This is a genomic window from Polaromonas sp. P3_B4 (assembly GCF_056402835.1).
Window position 1 is genome coordinate 2,760,503 of record NZ_JBFUGQ010000001.1, and the last position, 17,821, is coordinate 2,778,323.

The 17,821-nt window shown below is 62.2% G+C and carries 19 protein-coding genes and 1 tRNA gene; 12 read left to right on the forward strand and 8 right to left on the reverse strand.

The window, feature by feature from the left end; translation table 11 throughout:
• The first annotated feature begins 51 nt into the window (after positions 1–51).
• From AC1DVV_RS13135 to pth, 6 genes are all read left to right on the forward strand, one after another.
• Positions 52–531, forward strand: coding sequence for an outer membrane lipoprotein LolB (locus AC1DVV_RS13135; protein WP_457282275.1), 480 nt, complete (start codon positions 52–54; stop codon positions 529–531).
• 87 nt (positions 532–618) lie between these two features.
• On the forward strand, positions 619–1,554 hold the full coding sequence (ispE, locus tag AC1DVV_RS13140; RefSeq protein ID WP_477666672.1) for a 4-(cytidine 5'-diphospho)-2-C-methyl-D-erythritol kinase: 936 nt from the start codon (positions 619–621) through the stop codon (positions 1,552–1,554).
• A gap of 86 nt (positions 1,555–1,640) precedes the next feature.
• Positions 1,641–1,717: transfer RNA gene (locus AC1DVV_RS13145), tRNA-Gln, on the forward strand.
• A gap of 228 nt (positions 1,718–1,945) precedes the next feature.
• Positions 1,946–2,920, forward strand: a complete 975-nt coding sequence (locus tag AC1DVV_RS13150; protein WP_457282195.1) for a ribose-phosphate pyrophosphokinase — start codon at positions 1,946–1,948, stop codon at positions 2,918–2,920.
• A 111-nt stretch (positions 2,921–3,031) separates the two neighbouring features.
• A complete protein-coding gene (locus AC1DVV_RS13155; RefSeq protein WP_431098044.1) occupies positions 3,032–3,727 on the forward strand; it encodes a 50S ribosomal protein L25/general stress protein Ctc in 696 nt (231 codons plus the stop codon).
• Positions 3,728–3,881: 154 nt separating this feature from the next.
• Positions 3,882–4,496: an aminoacyl-tRNA hydrolase gene (gene pth / locus AC1DVV_RS13160; RefSeq protein WP_477690314.1), complete on the forward strand. Its 615-nt coding sequence runs from the start codon at positions 3,882–3,884 to the stop codon at positions 4,494–4,496.
• Positions 4,497–4,654: 158 nt separating this feature from the next.
• On the opposite strand, the gene AC1DVV_RS13165 is transcribed toward pth, so the two are convergent.
• The 5 genes from AC1DVV_RS13165 to AC1DVV_RS13185 form a co-directional block, all read right to left on the reverse strand.
• Positions 4,655–4,924 carry a YfhL family 4Fe-4S dicluster ferredoxin gene (locus tag AC1DVV_RS13165; RefSeq protein WP_457282197.1) on the reverse strand — a complete coding sequence of 90 codons (270 nt, stop codon included), beginning with the start codon at positions 4,922–4,924 and terminating at the stop codon, positions 4,655–4,657.
• 1 nt (position 4,925) lies between these two features.
• Complete coding sequence (gene coaD, locus AC1DVV_RS13170; protein WP_477666670.1) at positions 4,926–5,426, reverse strand: pantetheine-phosphate adenylyltransferase; 501 nt, start codon at positions 5,424–5,426, stop codon at positions 4,926–4,928.
• Positions 5,427–5,508: 82 nt separating this feature from the next.
• The gene (gene rsmD / locus AC1DVV_RS13175) at positions 5,509–6,165 is read right to left on the reverse strand and encodes a 16S rRNA (guanine(966)-N(2))-methyltransferase RsmD (protein WP_457282199.1); all 657 of its coding nucleotides are present in this window, start codon (positions 6,163–6,165) and stop codon (positions 5,509–5,511) included.
• The gene (locus tag AC1DVV_RS13180; RefSeq protein WP_477702242.1) at positions 6,162–7,562 is read right to left on the reverse strand and encodes a M16 family metallopeptidase; all 1,401 of its coding nucleotides are present in this window, start codon (positions 7,560–7,562) and stop codon (positions 6,162–6,164) included. The genes rsmD and AC1DVV_RS13180 overlap by 4 nt, the downstream gene beginning before the upstream one ends.
• Before the next feature lie 34 nt (positions 7,563–7,596).
• Positions 7,597–9,075 (reverse strand): M16 family metallopeptidase, encoded by a 1,479-nt coding sequence (locus tag AC1DVV_RS13185; protein WP_477666668.1) that lies wholly within the window; start codon positions 9,073–9,075, stop codon positions 7,597–7,599.
• 70 nt (positions 9,076–9,145) lie between these two features.
• On the opposite strand from AC1DVV_RS13185, the gene ftsY reads away from it, so the two are divergent.
• On the forward strand, positions 9,146–10,291 hold the full coding sequence (ftsY, locus tag AC1DVV_RS13190; protein ID WP_477702241.1) for a signal recognition particle-docking protein FtsY: 1,146 nt from the start codon (positions 9,146–9,148) through the stop codon (positions 10,289–10,291).
• 24 nt (positions 10,292–10,315) lie between these two features.
• On the opposite strand, the gene AC1DVV_RS13195 is transcribed toward ftsY, so the two are convergent.
• The 3 genes from AC1DVV_RS13195 to AC1DVV_RS13205 are packed head-to-tail and all read right to left on the reverse strand — an operon-like array spanning position 10,316 to position 12,963.
• Positions 10,316–11,329 carry a YeiH family protein gene (locus AC1DVV_RS13195; protein ID WP_457282203.1) on the reverse strand — a complete coding sequence of 338 codons (1,014 nt, stop codon included), beginning with the start codon at positions 11,327–11,329 and terminating at the stop codon, positions 10,316–10,318.
• A 6-nt stretch (positions 11,330–11,335) separates the two neighbouring features.
• Entirely contained in the window at positions 11,336–12,166 is an 831-nt protein-coding gene (locus tag AC1DVV_RS13200) for an inositol monophosphatase family protein (protein WP_477666666.1), read from the reverse strand.
• On the reverse strand, positions 12,163–12,963 hold the full coding sequence (locus AC1DVV_RS13205) for a GntR family transcriptional regulator (RefSeq protein WP_457282205.1): 801 nt from the start codon (positions 12,961–12,963) through the stop codon (positions 12,163–12,165). The genes AC1DVV_RS13200 and AC1DVV_RS13205 overlap by 4 nt, the downstream gene beginning before the upstream one ends.
• A gap of 110 nt (positions 12,964–13,073) precedes the next feature.
• Here AC1DVV_RS13205 and AC1DVV_RS13210 point away from each other — a divergent pair, with 110 nt between their 5' ends.
• The 5 genes from AC1DVV_RS13210 to AC1DVV_RS13230 all read left to right on the forward strand — a co-directional run bounded on the left by AC1DVV_RS13210 (position 13,074) and on the right by AC1DVV_RS13230 (position 17,734).
• Positions 13,074–13,355: a UxaA family hydrolase gene (locus tag AC1DVV_RS13210; protein WP_007862870.1), complete on the forward strand. Its 282-nt coding sequence runs from the start codon at positions 13,074–13,076 to the stop codon at positions 13,353–13,355.
• 148 nt (positions 13,356–13,503) lie between these two features.
• Positions 13,504–14,679 (forward strand): UxaA family hydrolase, encoded by a 1,176-nt coding sequence (locus tag AC1DVV_RS13215; RefSeq protein WP_477666665.1) that lies wholly within the window; start codon positions 13,504–13,506, stop codon positions 14,677–14,679.
• Between the two features lie 110 nt (positions 14,680–14,789).
• The gene (locus AC1DVV_RS13220) at positions 14,790–15,722 is read left to right on the forward strand and encodes a hydroxyacid dehydrogenase (RefSeq protein WP_477702240.1); all 933 of its coding nucleotides are present in this window, start codon (positions 14,790–14,792) and stop codon (positions 15,720–15,722) included.
• The gene (locus AC1DVV_RS13225; protein WP_477702239.1) at positions 15,723–16,733 is read left to right on the forward strand and encodes an Ldh family oxidoreductase; all 1,011 of its coding nucleotides are present in this window, start codon (positions 15,723–15,725) and stop codon (positions 16,731–16,733) included.
• 26 nt (positions 16,734–16,759) lie between these two features.
• Positions 16,760–17,734 (forward strand): Bug family tripartite tricarboxylate transporter substrate binding protein, encoded by a 975-nt coding sequence (locus AC1DVV_RS13230; RefSeq protein ID WP_457282209.1) that lies wholly within the window; start codon positions 16,760–16,762, stop codon positions 17,732–17,734.
• The last annotated feature ends 87 nt before the right edge of the window (positions 17,735–17,821 follow it).

Consider the following 17,821-nt stretch of genomic DNA (forward strand, 5'->3'; position numbering starts at 1 on the left):
ATTCGCGTCCTGCCGCCTGTACTGCGTATCCACCTGACCCGTCTGGGTCTGGTGTGCGCCTGCGCTATTGCTCCTTTTTTGATAGCTGGTTGCGCTCAACCACAAAGGCTTGCGGGCACAAATGACTCAAAAAATGAGCTTCGGACAGGCCGTATCAGCCTGCAGGTCCAAAGCGAACCTGTGCAGTCTTTTTCGGCGAGCTTCGAGCTCAAGGGCCAACCCGAGCGCGGCGAACTCTCGCTGATCAGTCCTTTGGGCAGCGTGCTGGGTGTGCTCCGCTGGTCGCCCGGTGAAGCCGTACTCGACTCAGGCAATGGCAAGATCCAGCGATTTTCTTCGGTGGATGAGCTGATGGCCCAGGCGACAGGTGCGGCCGTCCCGGTGACCGCGCTCTTTGCCTGGCTGCAGGGCGACAATGCCAGCGTCAGCGGCTGGTCTGCAGACCTTTCCCGTTACGCCGAAGGCCGCATCACGGCCAGGCGGGTGCAGCCAGCGCCCCCAGCCGACCTGCGTGTTGTCCTTGACCAATAATTCCGGGGTGAATGCCCCGGCTTCGCCGCAAGGCCTCCCGTACTTTCACGCTCCCGGTTCCTGTTATTGCTTTGGCGACACCAGTTCATGACGACTCATACCGCCCCCGTCCCACACGCCGCGCAGCCGCTCAAAGCCCTGTATGACGTGCCGGCGCCCGCCAAATTGAACCTTTTCCTGCACATCACCGGACGCAGGCCCGACGGCTACCACCTGTTGCAATCCGCATTCATGCTGATCGACTGGTGCGACACCCTGCACTTTGAACTGCGCGCCGATGGCCAGATCACCCGGGAAGACCTTCGCCAACTCAACGAGGGCAACCCCGGCGAGTCCCAGGCCTTGCCCGCCGAGGACTTGTGTGTACAGGCAGCCAGGGCGCTGCAAGCGGCTTGCGGCACGTCTTTGGGCGTTCACATCGGCCTGCAAAAAAGCGTCCCTTCAGAAGCCGGCATGGGTGGGGGTTCATCCGACGCAGCCAGCTGCCTGCTGGCGCTGCAGCGGCTTTGGGGTGTGCGCCTGCCGACCCCAACACTGCAAGCCATCGCCCTGTCGCTGGGCGCCGATGTCCCCTTTTTCCTGTCCGGTGGCCACGCCTGGGTGGAAGGCATTGGTGAAAAAATCACGCCGCTGGCCTTGCCGCCAGCCCGTTTTGTGGTGGTTAAGCCCCCTGCCGGTGTCTCCACACCAGGAATTTTCGGTGCGCCGGGGCTCAAACGCGACACAGAAACTGCTACAATCCAAGGCTTTGCTGCAAATGCTGAAGGCCCTTTGAGATCGGTTGATTTCGGATTCGGCCGCAACGACTTGCAGCCGGTAGCGCAGGAGATGTGCCCGCAGATTGGCCAGTCGATCAACTGGCTGAAAACGAAACATCTTCAAGGGCGCATGACCGGCTCCGGAAGTGCTGTATTTGCGCAACTGCCGCATGGCACGGATTTGACGGATCTTTCAGGTTTGCCTGATGACTGGATAGTCCGGACATGCAGCAATTTGGAGGCGCATCCTCTGGCTGGTTGGTAAAATAACCGCTCTTTGAAATGCGCTTTCAAGCGACCTAAATGGAAAAGTTTATAGGTCTGTTGTTGGCAACAACAACTGTCCTGTGTAGGGGTGTCGCCAAGCTGGTTAAGGCACCGGATTTTGATTCCGGCATTCGCAGGTTCGAATCCTTCCACCCCTGCCAAATTACTCGCCGTGGGCCGTAGCCCCGGTGTTGCGGTCCCGCCCGGAGCGGGCCCGTGTGACTCCTGACAGACCCGCGTGATGTGTATCAGCGGGTCTGTGTGTTTTTGGAAACACGCCAGGCAAGCGGCGCTCACTGCCAAGCCCGTTGCAACGTGTTGTCCCGTGCGTATTTTGCTTCGATAAAAATTTCAGCCACGTTCAAGTCCTTGTAGCAGCTGGGCCCCACATGCAAACGCACCATCCCGACTTCATGGTTTTCACCGGCAATGCCAATCCGAGCATGGCCTCCGACATCGCCCAGCACCTGGGCATTTCACTGGGTGCAGCCCATGTCGGCCGTTTTTCGGATGGTGAGGTTACCGTCGAGATCCAGCAGAACGTCCGGGCCCGTGATGTGTTTGTGGTGCAGTCGACCTGCGCGCCGACCAACGACAACCTGATGGAACTGCTGATCATGGTTGATGCGTTGAAACGGGCTTCGGCCGAGCGCATCGCCGCGGTGATCCCGTATTTCGGTTATGCCCGGCAAGACCGCCGCCCACGTTCGGCGCGGGTGCCGATTACAGCCAAGGTGGTCGCCAACATGCTGCAGGCCGTGGGCGTGTCGCGTGTTTTGACGATGGATCTGCATGCCGACCAGATCCAGGGCTTTTTTGATATTCCGGTCGACAACATTTATGCGTCGCCGGTGTTGCTGGGCGACTTGCGCCAGAAGAATTACGCCGACCTGATGGTCGTGTCGCCCGATGTGGGCGGCGTGGTGCGCGCCCGGGCGCTGGCCAAGCAGCTGGGCTGCGACATGGCGATCATCGACAAGCGCCGCCCCAAGGCGAACGTGTCTGAAGTGATGCACGTGATCGGCGACATTGAAGGCCGCAACTGCGTCATCATGGACGACATGATCGACACGGCCGGCACGCTGGTGAAGGCGGCTGAAGTGCTGAAAGAGCGCGGCGCCAAGAAGGTTTACGCATATTGCACGCACCCGATTTTTTCGGGCCCGGCCATTGACCGCATCGCCCAGGGCGACGCACTCGATGAAGTGGTGATCACCAACACCATTCCGCTGAGCGCCCATGCAGCAAGCTGCAAGAAGATTCGCCAGCTCTCCGTGGCGCCGCTGATCGCTGAAACCATTCAGCGCATCGCCAAGGGAGAGTCGGTCATGAGTTTGTTTTCGGACCAGGACAACCTGTTCTGATCTGAAACAAAAAGGTAGCTGCCCTCGCCTCACGATGTTCATCGTCAGGAAAAAGCAGCTTTTTAAACCAGAACGAGACTGGTCGCGGTCCGTTCTTTATTGGAGTTGATTATGAAATTCGTCGCTTTTGAGCGCGCAAAGCAGGGCACGGGTGCGAGCCGCCGTCTCCGCATCACCGGCCGTACGCCCGGTATTGTTTACGGTGGCACCGGTGAACCCACGCTGATCGAAATCGATCACAACGCGTTGTTCCACGCCATCAAGAAAGAAGCGTTCCATGCTTCCATCCTCCAGATGGAACTGGCAGGCAAAGAACACAAGGTTCTGCTGCGCGACCTGCAAATGCACCCGTACAAACAGCAGATCCTGCACATCGACTTCCAGCGCGTGGAAGCCAAGACCAAGATGACCGTGAAAGTGCCTGTGCACTACAGCGGTGAAGAAGAGTCTCCAGCCGTCAAGACGGAGAACTGCCTGGTCAACCACGTGATCACCGAGCTGACCGTGTCCTGCTTCCCTGCAGACATCCCCGAATTCATCGCCGTCGACCTGAAGGGCCTGAAGAAGGGCTCGCCGCTGCACATCAAGGACATCACCCTGCCAAAGGGCGTGAAGTTCGTGGCCAAGGGCCAGGACAACCCGGTTCTGGTGTCGGTGTCTGCCGTTTCCGAAGAAGCCGAGGCCGATGCCGCAGCAGCCGCTGCAGCAGCCGCACCGGTGGATCCGAAAGCCGCTAAAGCTGCGGCCGCCAAGGAAGCCAAAGCCGGCGCCAAGGCCGACGCTGCCAAGCCTGCCGCCAAGAAGTAATTAACCCACTTCACGCTCAGGCCTGAAAAGGCTCGCGGCCCTTGTCCTCCCGCAGGACAAGGGCCGTTTTTCTTGACCAGCCTTATCCCTTCAACCCCAGGGATGCGAAGCACGACAGACACGCCCCTAGAATTGGGCGGATGGAAATCTCCAAATGATCAAATTGTTTGTCGGGTTAGGCAACCCTGGCCCTGAATACGAAGCCACCCGCCACAACGCCGGTTTCTGGTTTATCGACGCCCTCTCGCAGGAGCTGAAAGCCCCGCTGAGCCTGGACAAGAGTTACCACGGCCAGGTGGCCCGCATCACGGTGAACGGCCAGAACGTCTGGCTGCTCAAACCACTCACCTTCATGAACGTGTCCGGCAAGTCGGTGGCGGCGCTGGCGCGGTTCTTCAAGGTCGCACCCGAGGAAGTGCTGGTGGCGCACGACGAGATGGACATCGTGCCCGGCCAGGTCAAGCTCAAGTTCAGCGGCAGCCATGCCGGCCACAATGGCCTGCGCGACATCCATGCGCAGCTGGGCACGGCCGACTACTGGCGCCTGCGCATCGGCGTGGGCCACCCGGGCGTGAAGGCCGAGGTGGTCAACTGGGTGCTGAAAAAACCTTCGCAAGAGCACCGCGTGGCGATTGAAGACTGCATTGCCCGCTGCATCAAGGCCGTGCCGGAACTGCTCAAGGGCGAGATGGAAAAAGCCACGATGATGATCCACACCAGCACGCCACCGCGGCCGAAACCGCCGCGCAAAGTGGATATCGAAGACTGAAATTCAGCCGAGCCGGGCACACCACGCAAAAGGTGGAGTGCTACTATTTTTATAGCTGCTTGCGCTCACCCCTGTTAGTCCAGAGGCCTGTTTGGCTATAAATTTGTGCTGCCGGGAAGGTACCAGGCTCGAAAACCCATGTCCCCGACGGAATCAGGTCACCGGGCCGTGACCACCGGAATAATGGTTTGCAGCCGCTGGTATTTTTCAAACAGGGTTTCCCGCGTTTCAATGTGCTGCGGGTTGATGGGAATGCAGGCCACAGGGCAAACCTGCACGCACTGGGGCTCATCGAAATGGCCCACGCATTCCGTGCATTTGTGCGGATCGATCTCGTAAATTTCCTTGCCCAGGTAAATCGCCTGGTTGGGGCATTCGGGTTCGCAGACGTCGCAGTTGATGCACTCGTCGGTGATCATCAGGGCCATGTCAGCGCCCCTTTGCGGCTTCGTGCGCCGCCGCCAGTGCCGACGCCACCGCCGGGCTCACCATCTGGCTGATGTCGCCGCCCAGCTTGCTGATCTCGCGCACCAGCGTGCTGCTGATGCATTGCAGCGGTGCGTCGGGCAACAGAAACACGGTTTCCACCTCGGGGCGCAGTTTGCGGTTCATGGCCGCCATCTGCGCTTCGTAGTCAAAGTCGGTGATGTTGCGGATTCCGCGCACCACGGCTGAGGCCTTTTGCGCCGTGCAAAAATCCATGATCAGGCCGTCAAACGGCAGCACCGTGACGCCAGCGATGCCCTGGGTTGCCGCCTGTACCTGCGCCACACGCGCTTCCAGTGAAAACAGGGTTTTCTTGTGGTGGGCAGTGGCCACGGCAATGACAAGCCGGTCAAACAACCCGGCAGCACGGCGCACGACGTCGTCATGGCCCAAGGTGAACGGGTCAAACGTGCCGGAATAAACAGCGGTGCGGGAGGTGGCCATAGGAGGAATTATGCCCGCCCCACCCTTTTTGCCGCCAATTGCCGCCCTGTAACCACGAGGCAGGCAAGGCCTGGCCGGCGGTTCAGCCCGCTGGCGTACCCAGAGCGGCCAGCAAGTGGAAATGCACGGCGCCTGCCTTGCCGCTGCGGTGCACCTGTAAACCCAGCGGCAGCAGTTCCTCATCCGTCCAGGGTTTGGGCGCCTCCAGATAAACCACGCCGGTCGGACCGATGGCCTGCGCTGCGGCTTTGAGCGTGGATTCGTACAGGGTGGACTCAAAAGGCGGGTCGAGCAGCACCAGTTGCAGGCTGCCCGGCGCAACGCGTTTCAAGGCGCTCAGTCCGTCGCCACGCTCGATACGGCACATGTCGGCCTTGAGCCTGGCCTGCACCGTCTTGAGCTGTTGCGCCAGCGCCGGGTCCTGCTCGCACAGCAGCACGTCGGCCGCGCCGCGCGACGCGGCCTCAAAGCCCAGCGCGCCGGTGCCGGCAAACACGTCGATACAGCGCCAGCCCGTCAGGTCCTGGCCCAGCCAGTTGAAAAGGGTTTCACGCACGCGGTCGGGCGTGGGACGCAGGCCCGGCTTGCTGGGCACCGGCAATTTGGTGCGTTTGTACAAGCCGCCGATGATGCGGATTTCGCCCGGCGGCACGGTTTTGCGGCCCACCACTTTGCCGCTTTTGGCGCGCGGGTTTTTGGGGGTGGCGGGAGCTGGGGTGGGAGCGGGCGTGTACTTCATGGTGCGGCGCCAAGGATAACAGTGACCATTTTTTCAGGCTGCAGCTTGCGTGCAAAAGCCGCCTTGACATCGGCCACCGTGACCTTGTCGACCTGCTGCGTCCAGGTATCCAGGTAGTTCAGGGGCAGGTCGTTCCAGGCAATGCTCGACACGTTGTCAAGGAGCTTGCGGTTGCTGTCAATGCGCAAGGCAAAGCCGCCGACCAGGTTGTCCTTCGCGGCCTTGAGCTCTGTCTCCAGCGGGCCATTGGCGACAAAGTCAGCCACCACTTTGCGCACCAGGTCCACGGCCTGCGCAGCCTGGTCAGGCCGGGTCTGCATGCTGATGGTGAAGGCGCCCGCATGCAAGGCGGGTGAGAAATAACTCGACACGCCATACGTCAGGCCGCGCTTTTCACGCACTTCACTGGCCAGCCGCGAGACAAAACCGCCGCCGCCCAGGATGTAATTGCCCACCGTCAGGGCGAAGTAGTCCGGGTCTGAGCGTTTGTAGCCCGGCTGGCCGATCAGCACCTGCGCCTGCGCTGAAGCAAAGGGGATGCGTTTTTCAACCGGTGCGGCCAGCGGCGCGACCTCGGCCACGGCCGGCAATGGCGGCAGGCTGGCGCAAGCCGTTTTCGGCAGGCGTGACAGCAATTTTGCAGCGATGGCATCAGCCTGCGCGCGCGTCACGGCGCCCACCATGCTGATGCGCGCGCGGCAAGCCGTCACGCCAGTGGCGTGCGCGGCGCGCATGTCGCCCACGCTGATGCGCGTCAGGCTTTCTTCCGTGACTTCATAACCATAGGGATGCGTGCCGTATACCGCCGGTGTGTAGGCGCGGCCGGCAACACTGGCCGGGCGGGTATAGGACTCGCGGATCGAGGCCTGCAGGCGTGCGCGCTCGCGTTGCCACACAGCTTCGGGAAAAGCCGGCTCGGCGATCTCACGTGCGGCCAGCGCTGCGGCTTTGTCCAGCAGCGCCGGGTCGGTCAGGGTGCGCAGTGAAAAGCTCAGGCGGTCGGACGTGGTGCCGGCACCGAACTGCGCGCCCAGATCCGCCCAGGCTTCGCTGAGTGCGTTTTCATCGAGCGCCGGCTCGGGAACACACAGCCCTCCACAAATTCCGTCTGGCCCCAAGCCATTGCTGGCACGCACACCTTTTTCCAGCAGGCCGGCCATCATGCTGGCCAGGCCGGCTTTGTCAGCAGGGTCACGCCGGTTGCCGGCGTCCAGGTCGATCTGCACGTCCAGCATGGCAATCGCCGGGCTTTCGACCAGGTAAACCTTGGCGCCATTGGGCTGCGTCCAGTGCTGGATCGGCAGGGCAGCCAGCGCCAGCGAGTGAAAAAACAAACCAAAAAGGCCTGCGACCCCTACACACCTTGCGCGAGCCGCTATTGTTTTTATAGCAATCATGATGTTGTCAACAATTCTGGATGAGTAGGGCAGCTCAACGCTGCAGGTCGCCGGCAGGCGCAGTGCCCTGGCGCGGCTTGCGGTTCGGATCCAGCGGCTGCGGCAACAGCGTTGCCATCGTCATCTGGTCGTCACCAAAATATTTCGCGGCCACTGCCTGCACCTCGGCGCCCGTGATGCTGCGCAGGGCGGCAATGATGCGTTCGCTGGCATCCAGCGGCAGGCCTTGCACCCAGTGGGAGCCGAGCTCGCGCGCCTGGTTGAAGACCGAGTCGAGCTTGTAGGTCTCGCTGGCCACCCACTGCGTCTTGACGCGGTTCAATTCGGCCTCGCTCACGCCTTCGCGCGCCACCTTGGCCACCTGCTCGCGCAGCGCGTCGGCCACCTGCTGGGCGGTTTTACCGGCAGCGGGCACGCCGTCAAGCGAAAAGAGCTGCGGCCCCCGGCCCATCAGGCCATTGGACGCACCGGCGCTGTCGGCCACACGGGACTGCTGCACCAGCGCGCGGTCAAGCCGGGCGCCGCTGTAGCCGTCCAGCACGGCGGCCAGCACCGTCAGCGCCAGCGCGTCGCGGCTGGCGCCGGCGGCCGGCGCGGCCAGGTCTGCCGGCTCCAGCTTGGGCACCTTGAAAACCATGCTGACATAGGCCTGGCTGGCCGGTGCCTTGAAGTCCATGCGGCGCACACCGGCCTGCACGGGCTCGGTACGCGGCTTGCGCACCGGCACGGCACGCGCCGGAATCCCGCCGTAGTATTTTTCGGTCAGCTTTTTGACCTGCGCGACATCTACATCACCGGCAATGACCACGGCGGCATTGGCAGGCACATACCAGCGGCGGTAAAAGTCGCGCGCATCGTCGGGTGTCATGGCCTCGATGTCGCTCATCCAGCCGACCACCGGGCGCCGGTAAGGCGAGGCAGTAAACGTCATCGCGGTCATCTGCTCATACAGCATGGCGCGCGGCGAATCTTCGGTGCGCAGGCGCCGCTCTTCCTTGACGACCTCGATCTCGCGCTTGAACTCGTCGTCGGCCCACTGGTTTCCGGTGAAACGGTCAGCCTCCAGGCGCATGACGTCCTCCAGCTTGCCGGCCGGAATCTGCTGGTGGTAGGCCGTGTTGTCGCGGCTGGTGAAAGCGTTGTCGCGTCCGCCCAGGGCGGCTACGCGCTTTGAAAACTCACCCGGTTTGACCTTCGCCGTTCCCTTGAACATCATGTGTTCCAGCACATGGGCCACGCCCGATGTGCCGTCGACCTCGTCCATGGAGCCCACGCGCACCCACAGCATGTGGGCCACGGTGGGCGCGCGGTGGTCGGGCTTGACGATGACCGTGAGGCCGTTGGCCAGCGTGAACTGCTCCACTGCCGGTGCGGGCGCGGGCGCCTGCGCAAGGGCCGCCGTGCCCAGGCACAGAGTCAGCACCAAGGCGGGCAGGCGCCAGGCGGCCGACGGGCGAAGTATGGAAGATAGGGGTACTGGGGGTGTCAAAAGGGCTGGCCTGGGGTGTTTCATAGAATAGCTGGGTGGCGCCGCACGGCACTGCAGAGTGCAATTGCCCACTAGGACTCCACAAGCATACCCAATGTTCAGTTTTTTCAAGAAAAAATCCCCTCCCCCTGCCCCACCGGCGTCTTCTGCGCCCGATACGCCCTCCCCGGCCGGCGGATCCACCCCGGACCCGGCAGTACCTGTGCCCGCTGCACCCGTGCCCGCGCCAGCTCCTGCGGGTGGCAGCTTGATTGGCAGCGCGCTTGTAACCCCCATTGCCATTCCGGTTCCCGGCGCTGTGGCCCCCGAGCGGGAACGCTGGCTCGGCAAGCTGCAGGCCGGGCTGCGCAAGACCGGCTCCAGCATCTCGACCGTGTTCACCGGCAGCCGCATCGACGATGCACTCTACGAAGACCTGGAGACCGCGTTATTGATGGCCGACGCCGGCAGCAAGGCCACCGAACACCTGCTGGCCGATGTCAAACGCCGCGTCAAGGAAGGCGGCATGACGCACCCCGTCGCCGTCAAGAATGCCTTGGTGGACTCCATCGCACAACTGCTCAAGCCGCTGGAGCAGCCCCTCGTGATCGGCCAGTACCAGCCCACCGTGATCATGGTGACCGGGGTCAACGGTGCCGGAAAGACCACATCCATCGGCAAGCTCACACGGCACTTGGCCACCGAAGGCGCCTCGGTGCTGCTGGCAGCAGCTGACACCTTTCGCGCCGCGGCGCGCGAGCAGCTCAGCGTCTGGGCCGACCGCAACACCGTCGAGATCGTCAGCCAGGAAGGCGGCGACCCGGCCGCCGTGAGCTTTGACGCCGTGAGCGCAGGCAAGGCGCGCGGCAAAGATGTGGTGCTGGTCGACACGGCCGGCCGCCTGCCGACGCAGTTGCACCTGATGGAAGAGCTGCGCAAGATCAAACGTGTAGTGCAGAAAGCAGACGCCACAGCACCCCACGAGGTACTTCTGGTTATTGACGGCAACACCGGGCAAAACGCATTGGCCCAGGTCAAGGCCTTTGATGACACGCTGCAGCTGACCGGCCTCATCGTGACCAAGCTGGACGGCACAGCCAAGGGCGGCGTTTTGGCGGCCATTGCGCTGTGGGCCCGTGAACGTGCCATTGCCTCACCCACACTGCGTCCGGTGTCGGTGTACTTCATCGGTGTGGGTGAGCAGCTGGAAGACCTGGAAACCTTCAACGCGCGTGAATTCGCGCAGGCTCTTCTGGGCTGAACCGGCAGATTCGCCGCTTGCCGCTCAAGGCACCCCAAGCTTTAGCAGCAGTACCGAGATCACCACGAAGGCCACGATAAAGAATGTCTCGGCCAGCAACAGCGCCACAGGCTTCCAGCCCAGCTTGAGCAAGTCTTCAAAACTGGTCTTCACACCCGCAGCGGCAATGGCCGTTACCAGCATCCAGCGCGATGCATCGCTGGCCAGTTGAACCACCGGCGCCGCGATCAGGCCGGCGCTGGCCAGCATGACCAGCACGACAAAAGCGATCAGGAAGCCCGGTACCAGCGGCACTTCTGTTTCCGGCACCTTGACGGCCGGATGGTTGCGGTACAGCACCGCAATGAACAGTACGATGGGCATCAGCATCATGACGCGAAACAGCTTGACCACGGTGGCCGTGTCACCCGCCTGCGGGCCGAGCATCATGCCGGCCGCTACCACCTGCGCCACGTCGTGAATCGAGCCGCCCAGCACAATACCGGCCTGCCCCGGCAAGAGCCCGATGGCCTGCAGGCTGAATGGGTAGACCACCATCGCCAGCGTCGACAGCACCGTGACGCCCACCACGGCCAGCAGTGTGAAGCGTTCGTTTTCTTTCGTCTGGGGCAGCACGGAAGACACGGCTAGCGCCGCCGATGCACCGCAGATGGCCACCGCGCTGCCCGACAGCAGGCCTTCATCACGCGAACACTTCAGCCAGCGCGCCAGCAGCACGCCCAGCAAAATCGTCAGTACCACCGCCAGCACGATAACCACGGCGGTTCCGGCGCCCAGTTGGGCCACTTGCGCAAACGTAATGCGGGCACCAAGCAGCGCGACCCCCACGCGCAGCACCACGCGGCCGCAAAAACCAATGCCCTTGGCCGCCTTGGGGTGGCTATTGAGAAAGTGGAACGCCAGGCCGATCAGCAAGGCATAGAGCAGTTGGGGACCGCCATAGTGCTCGGAGATGAAAGTCGCGGCCAGTGCAATCACCATGCACACCAGCACACCTGGAAAGTGGGACGCCAGCGCCATGCGCCATTTAAAAATCATGGGATATCAGACAGACTTGTTGGATGAATGGGACGGAGGGTTTGGACCACCGGGGTAATGCGTGAGAACTTTTTCCAGCAGCGCCGCACCGGTAGGGCTTCCCGCCACCAGCATCCGGCTTTGCAGCAGGGGCAAGCCGTCCAGGGACCGCATCGTGGCGCCGGCCTCGCGCAGCAGCACCAACCCGGCCGCAGCGTCCCACGCGCCCATGCCGCGTTCCCAGAAGGCATCAGCCCGCCCGGCCGCCACATAAGCCAGTTCCAGCGCCATGGACCCGCTTCGCCGAACCTGCCCAAACGTTCTCAGTACATCACCAAATTCACGCAGGTAGTCGTCCATGAAAGGCGCACCCGGCTTGGGAAACACCGTCGAAACCAGGCATTGCGCAGCAGGGCGCGCGGCAGCACAGGCCAGGCGCTCCCCATTCAGGTATGCACCAAGGCCCGATGCCGCAGTAAAAATTTCGTGGCGGGACGGATCCACGATCACGCCCAGCACCGGCTGCCGGTCCACACACAGTGCAATCGATACCGCATACTGAGGGTAGCCGCGCGCAAAGTTTGCCGTGCCATCAATCGGGTCGACCAGCCAGGTGGGCTGCTCCGTCAATTCGCCGCCGCTTTCTTCGCCGACAAAACCGCTCTGCGGCAAGACTTGCAGCAATGCGCCGCGCAAGCCCTCTTCCACTTCGCGGTCAAAGCGCGTGACCCAGTCACCCGGCGCTTTCTGACGGACATCCGCCGGCTGCAGTTCAGCCTGCGCTTTCCTGATGCGGGCGGCAGCCTCCATGCCCGCGAGCCGGGTTTTCTCCAGCACCACAACAAGGTCCATGTTCATGCCTTCTTGGACAGCACACTGACATAGTCGTGCGCCTGGGTATTGATGGTAGAGACCCGGTATTCCACGGGCTTGTCGCCGAACGTCAGGGCCAGCCGATGCACTTCCAGCACCGGGGAGCCCACCGCCAGCCCCAGCAGGCGCGCCTGGGTCCGGTCGGCCGCCGCGGCGCGTGCACGTTCCTGTGCCCGCAGCACGGTGATGCCGAAGTCCGTCTGGTACAAGGCATAGATCGTGCCGGGCCTTTCCACAAAACGCTTTTCGGTGAGGTTGCGGAACAGAGCCGCCGCAATGGTCAGCCGGTCATGCATGACCACCCTGCCCTGCAGGGCGAGGCGGTTTTCCGCCCTGAACACGGACTCCCCCGCCTTGATACGCAACGCGGCGGCTTCTTGCTCCGTGGCCCGCTCGCGCCCAAAAGCGATGCAGTCAATTTCCGGGTAGTCGCGGTCCCGCGCCGCATCGTCGTCACCGAAGTTCCAGTGCGGCTCCACGTGAAAAAACTGGAACATGAAGCGGGCATTGTTGTGCGGCGCCACAAAAGTTCCCTTGCCCTGCCGCCGCACCAGCACATGCTCGTGTACCAGCTCGTCAACGGCATGGCGCAGGGTGCCAATGCTCACCTGCAGGCTCGCGGCAATATTCGCCTCGCTGGGCAAGGGTTTACCCGGGCCGCAATGCCCGGCCTCGATGAGTTTTTGCAGCTCGCGCTTGACCTGGCGGTAGAGCGGCATGGCCTCTTCGCTCATCAACGGACGCAATGGAGCCGATGTGTTTTTGACATTCACGGCCGCCATTGAAACACCAACGGGCGAGTCGTACAAGTCATATATATGAGTGAATTGACAAGCGGTTGCCGGCCCATAAAACTGGCAACTCAATTCAACTCAGGCCATTCGGAGACCCCATGATTCATTTTGTATTGCATGACGCCAAAGACACCGTGGCCGTTGTGGTGGTGGAAGGTGTGAAGGCAGGAACCGCCATGACCGGCTGGATCATGGACGAGGACCGCATGATCAATGTGCAGGCCCAACAGGACATCCCGATCGGCCACAAGGTGGCCCTCAAGGACATGGCTGTCGGCGACACCGTGCTGAAGTACGGCATCGACATGGGCAAGGTTGTTGCCAACATCAAGGCCGGCCAGCACGCCCATGTCCATAACATCAAAACCAAGCGCTGGTAGTTGATGGCTTGCCTGGCTACTGCGCGGGCGGGATGCAGCGTTGCAAATCCTCGCCGGGCAGGAGCCCGCCTGCGGTTTGCGCCTTGCCTGCCGCCCGCTCGCTACGCCATCCAAACCATCAACTCAAAAAACTTTAAAAGGATCCCCCATGTCAGTCATCGATAAAAACACCACATTTCTGGGCTACCGCCGTGAAAACGGCCGCGTCGGCGTGCGCAACCACGTCATCATCCTGCCGCTGGACGACCTCTCCAATGCAGCCGCCGAGGCGGTGGCCCACAACATCAAGGGCTGCATGGCGATTCCGCACCCCTATGGGCGGCTGCAATTCGGTGCCGACCTGGAGCTGCACTTTCGCACCCTGATCGGTGCCGGCTGCAACCCCAACGTCGCCGCCGTCGTGGTGATCGGCATTGAAGACAGCTGGACCAAAAAAGTGGTGGACGGCATCGCCAAAACTGGCAAACCGGTCGTGGGCTTCGGCATTGAAGGCCACGGCGACCATGAGACCATCATGAAGGCCTCCAAAGCCGCACGTGAGTATGTGCAGTGGGCCAGCGAAAAGCAGCGCGAGGTCTGCGGCATCTCCGAACTGTGGGTGTCCACCAAGTGCGGCGAATCGGACACCACGTCCGGCTGCGGCGCCAATCCCACCGTCGGCAACGCCTTCGACAAGCTGCACCCGCTCGGCAACTACCTGTGCTTCGGTGAAACCTCCGAGATCACCGGTGGTGAAAAGATCGTCGCCGACCGTTGTGCCACAGATGCCGTGCGCGACCAGTTCATGTTCATGTTCAACCGCTACCAGGACATGATCAACCGCCACAAGACCAGCGACCTGTCGGACTCGCAGCCCACCAAGGGAAACATTGCCGGAGGCCTCACGACCATCGAGGAAAAAGCGCTGGGCAACATTCAGAAGATCGGCAAGGTCTGCACGGTCGACGGCGTCATCGACAAGGCCGAAATGCCCACGCACCCGGGCCTGTGGTTCATGGACTCGTCGAGCGCCGCCGCCGAAATGGTGACCCTGTGCGCCGCCTCCGGTTACGCCGTGCACTTCTTCCCCACCGGCCAGGGCAACGTGATCGGCAATGCGATTGTTCCCGTGATCAAGATCTGCTCGAACCCGCGCACCGTGCGCCTGATGAGCGAACACATCGACGTGGACACCTCCGGGCTGCTGCAGCGCGATATCACGCTCGACCAGGCCGGCGACAAGCTGCTGGAGAACATGCTGCGCACCGCCAACGGCCGCCTGACCGCTGCAGAAGCGCTGGGCCACCGCGAGTTCGTGCTGACGCGCCTCTTTGAATCAGCCTAGAACATGGCCCCCACGCTTTTCACTTCGTGTAATACGCTGCCCCCCGAGGGGGCTAATTTTCCTTGGGGCGGCCCGGCGGAAAATTGTGCTCACATGCTGGTGGCACTGTCATGACGCGGGCGCGCATTGTCATCTGTGAATTCATGGACGAGCGCGCAGTGGCGCAGCTTGAAGCGGCACATGACGTGCTCTATGACCCGCAGCTGGTGGGCGACGCCACCCGCCTGCGGGCCGAGGCGGGCCAAGCCGATGTGTTGATCGTGCGCAACCTGACGCAGGTGCGCGGCGAACTGCTCGCCGCAATGGCCCGCTGCAAGGTGGTGGGCCGGCTCGGCGTGGGGCTGGACAACATCGACGTGCCGGCCTGCGAAGCCCGCGGCATCAAGGTCATTCCCGCCTCGGGCGCCAACGCACTCAGCGTGGCGGAATACGTCGTTGCCAGCACCCTGCTGCTGCTGCGCGGCGCTTTTGCTTCCACCGAAGCCGTGGCGGCCGGCCAATGGCCGCGCGCTGCGCTGAGCAACGGCCGTGAAGCTGCCGGGCAAACGTTGGGCATCATCGGTTTTGGCTCCATAGGCCAGACCACCGCCCGCCTGGCACGTGGCCTGGGCATGCACGTGATTGCCTATGACCCCGCGCTTGCACCCGATGCCCCGGTTTTCGCGCAGACCGGTGTGCAGTACGCCGGCCTTGACGACCTCATCAGCGGCGCAGATGCCGTCACATTGCATGTGCCCCTGGTGGATGCGACGCGCGGGCTGCTCAGCGCGGCACGCATTGGCCAGATGAAAAAAGGCGCAGTCCTGATCAATACCTCGAGGGGCCACATCGTGGACATCGCGGCAGTCAGTGCGGCACTGCGGTCGGGGCAACTGGGCGGTGCGGCCATTGATGTATTCGATGCCGAGCCCCTGCCCGCGAGCGCGGCGTTGCAAGGATGCCCCAACCTGTTGCTTACGCCACACATTTCAGGTCTCAGCATGCAGTCAAATGAACGTGTATCGTTCATGATTGCCGACAAGGTGCTGGAGAGCCTGAAGTAAATGGTCCAACTGTCTATTGAAGAAGCAACACGTCTTGCCACGCAGGCGCTGCGCAAGGCGGGCGCGGCAGAAGCCATGGCGGCCACCACCGCGAGAGCACTGGTTCGCGCCGAAGCGCAAGGACTCGCTTCGCATGGCCTGAGCCGCGTGCCCCAATATGCCACCCATCTTCGCAATGGCCGGGCCGATGGCCATGCCGTCGCCGTCGTGGCGCACAAAAAAGGTGCGGCGGTGCTGGTGGATGCAAAGCAGGGCCTGGCTTTTCCCGCTTGCGACCTGGCGATCTCCACAGCGATTGCAACCGCCCGGGAACTGGGCGTGTGTTTTGTCGGCGTGACCAACAGCCACCATTGCGGGGTATTGGTGGATCATCTGCGCGCCGCAACCGATGCGGGCCTGGTAGGCCTTGGTTTTGCCAACGCACCGGCGGCCATGCCAGCGGCAGGCGGCAAGCACCCGATCTTTGGAACCAACCCGATTGCTGCCGCGTTTCCCCGCAGAAACGCCGATCCACTGCTGATTGACCTGTCTCTGAGCGAAGTTGCGCGCGGCAAGGTGATGGTTGCGGCCAAGGAAGGCAAATCCATTCCGCTGGGCTGGGCGCTGGACACGCAAGGCCGGCCCACAACGGACGCACAGGCGGCTCTGGAAGGCTCCATGCTGCCGCTGGGCGCCGTGAGCAGCCCCAAAGGTTCCATGTTGGCATTGATGGTTGAGCTGCTGGTGACAGCCGTGATTGGCGCGCAGTTTGCTTTTGAGGCATCATCGTTTTTTGTGGATGAGGGCAATCAGCCGCGAATCGGCCAGGCTTTCATCCTGATCGACCCGGGCGCGCTTGCAGGCACAGACACTTACTTTGAACGCATGGAAACCGTGATCGCCGAAATGCTGCTGGACGAAGGTGTACGTCTGGCCGGTACGCGGCGCATCGCACTTGAAACGAAAGCACTACAGACGGGAATCAACATTCCCGACGCACTCAAATCGCAGTTGGATCAGTTAGTGGGTTAACAGTTATTCAATCAAGAGGAGTAGGCATGAAACGTCGTGACATCGTATTGGCATCAACAGGTGCAGCCCTGACGGGCATTCCGGGTCTGGGGCTGGCACAGCAGACCTTTCCCAAACCAGGCAGCACCATCAAGTATGTGGTCCCGTTCACGCCCGGCGGCCTGACCGACATGATGGCCCGCACGGTCGCCCAAAAGCTTTCCGAAGCGTGGAAGACTCCCGTGATTGTCGAAAACAAGGCTGGCGGAAACGCGCAGATCGGCGCCGAGCTGGTCGCCAAATCGGCGCCCGACGGCAATACGCTGCTGGCCATCACGTTGACACATGCCGCGAATGTATCCCTTTATCCGAATGCGGCTTACAGCTTCACCAAAGACCTGCGCCCGGTCGCCCTGATGGCCAATTCGCCGATGCTGGTCGTGGTTCCCGCCGCCAGTCCCATCAAGGACTTCAAGGACCTGATGGCCGTGTCCAAAACCAAGCAGCTGAGCGCGGGCTCGAGTGGCAACGGCACCCCAGCACACCTGACCATGGCTTTGTTCTGCGAGTTGAACAAAACGAAGATGATCCATGTGCCCTACCGCGGCGGCGCGCCCTCGATGGTCGACCTGATCGGTGGCCAGCTGGACGTGATTTTTTCCAACTATCCGGAATCGATCGCTCACGTCAAAGGTGGAAAACTGCGCGCGATCGCGATCTGCAGCCTGGGCCGGCACCCGGGGGTGCCTGATGTCCCGACTGCTTTCGAGGCCGGTATGACTGGCCTCTTTGTCGAGAACTGGACAGGGGCCATGCTCCCGGCCAAGACGCCGGATGACATTGTCGACAGATACTCGCGCGAGATCATCAAGATCATGTACAGCGCTGACGTGGAAGAGCGCGCCAAGCAACAAGGCTTTCGTGTCTCACAAAAGGGTTCAGAAGAGTTCGGTCGCTTCCTGAAAAGCGAAATAGACCGCTGGAGCCGGATTATCAAGACTGCGAAAATCACGCCGACCTGATCGGCAAGCACACCCGGTAAGCACAAAGTCCGCAGGCCGTTCGCGGTCTGCGTTACGTTTTGTAAAACACCGCTCAGGTTCTGGTGG

Excerpts from the sequence above, each read along its gene's own strand:
- AC1DVV_RS13155 (WP_431098044.1), top strand. The coding sequence starts at position 3,032 with ATGAAATTCGTCGCTTTTGAGCGCGCAAAGCAGGGCACGGGTGCGAGC.
- AC1DVV_RS13165 (WP_457282197.1), bottom strand. The coding sequence starts at position 4,924 with ATGGCCCTGATGATCACCGACGAGTGCATCAACTGCGACGTCTGCGAA.
- AC1DVV_RS13215 (WP_477666665.1), top strand. The coding sequence starts at position 13,504 with ATGTCAGTCATCGATAAAAACACCACATTTCTGGGCTACCGCCGTGAA.
- ftsY (WP_477702241.1), top strand. The coding sequence starts at position 9,146 with ATGTTCAGTTTTTTCAAGAAAAAATCCCCTCCCCCTGCCCCACCGGCG.
- AC1DVV_RS13205 (WP_457282205.1), bottom strand. The coding sequence starts at position 12,963 with ATGGCGGCCGTGAATGTCAAAAACACATCGGCTCCATTGCGTCCGTTG.
- AC1DVV_RS13195 (WP_457282203.1), bottom strand. The coding sequence starts at position 11,329 with ATGATTTTTAAATGGCGCATGGCGCTGGCGTCCCACTTTCCAGGTGTG.
- AC1DVV_RS13220 (WP_477702240.1), top strand. The coding sequence starts at position 14,790 with ATGACGCGGGCGCGCATTGTCATCTGTGAATTCATGGACGAGCGCGCA.
- rsmD (WP_457282199.1), bottom strand. The coding sequence starts at position 6,165 with ATGAAGTACACGCCCGCTCCCACCCCAGCTCCCGCCACCCCCAAAAAC.
- AC1DVV_RS13150 (WP_457282195.1), top strand. The coding sequence starts at position 1,946 with ATGCAAACGCACCATCCCGACTTCATGGTTTTCACCGGCAATGCCAAT.
- AC1DVV_RS13210 (WP_007862870.1), top strand. The coding sequence starts at position 13,074 with ATGATTCATTTTGTATTGCATGACGCCAAAGACACCGTGGCCGTTGTG.
- ispE (WP_477666672.1), top strand. The coding sequence starts at position 619 with ATGACGACTCATACCGCCCCCGTCCCACACGCCGCGCAGCCGCTCAAA.
- coaD (WP_477666670.1), bottom strand. The coding sequence starts at position 5,426 with ATGGCCACCTCCCGCACCGCTGTTTATTCCGGCACGTTTGACCCGTTC.
- AC1DVV_RS13225 (WP_477702239.1), top strand. The coding sequence starts at position 15,723 with ATGGTCCAACTGTCTATTGAAGAAGCAACACGTCTTGCCACGCAGGCG.
- AC1DVV_RS13230 (WP_457282209.1), top strand. The coding sequence starts at position 16,760 with ATGAAACGTCGTGACATCGTATTGGCATCAACAGGTGCAGCCCTGACG.
- AC1DVV_RS13180 (WP_477702242.1), bottom strand. The coding sequence starts at position 7,562 with ATGATTGCTATAAAAACAATAGCGGCTCGCGCAAGGTGTGTAGGGGTC.
- AC1DVV_RS13200 (WP_477666666.1), bottom strand. The coding sequence starts at position 12,166 with ATGAACATGGACCTTGTTGTGGTGCTGGAGAAAACCCGGCTCGCGGGC.
- AC1DVV_RS13185 (WP_477666668.1), bottom strand. The coding sequence starts at position 9,075 with ATGAAACACCCCAGGCCAGCCCTTTTGACACCCCCAGTACCCCTATCT.
- pth (WP_477690314.1), top strand. The coding sequence starts at position 3,882 with ATGATCAAATTGTTTGTCGGGTTAGGCAACCCTGGCCCTGAATACGAA.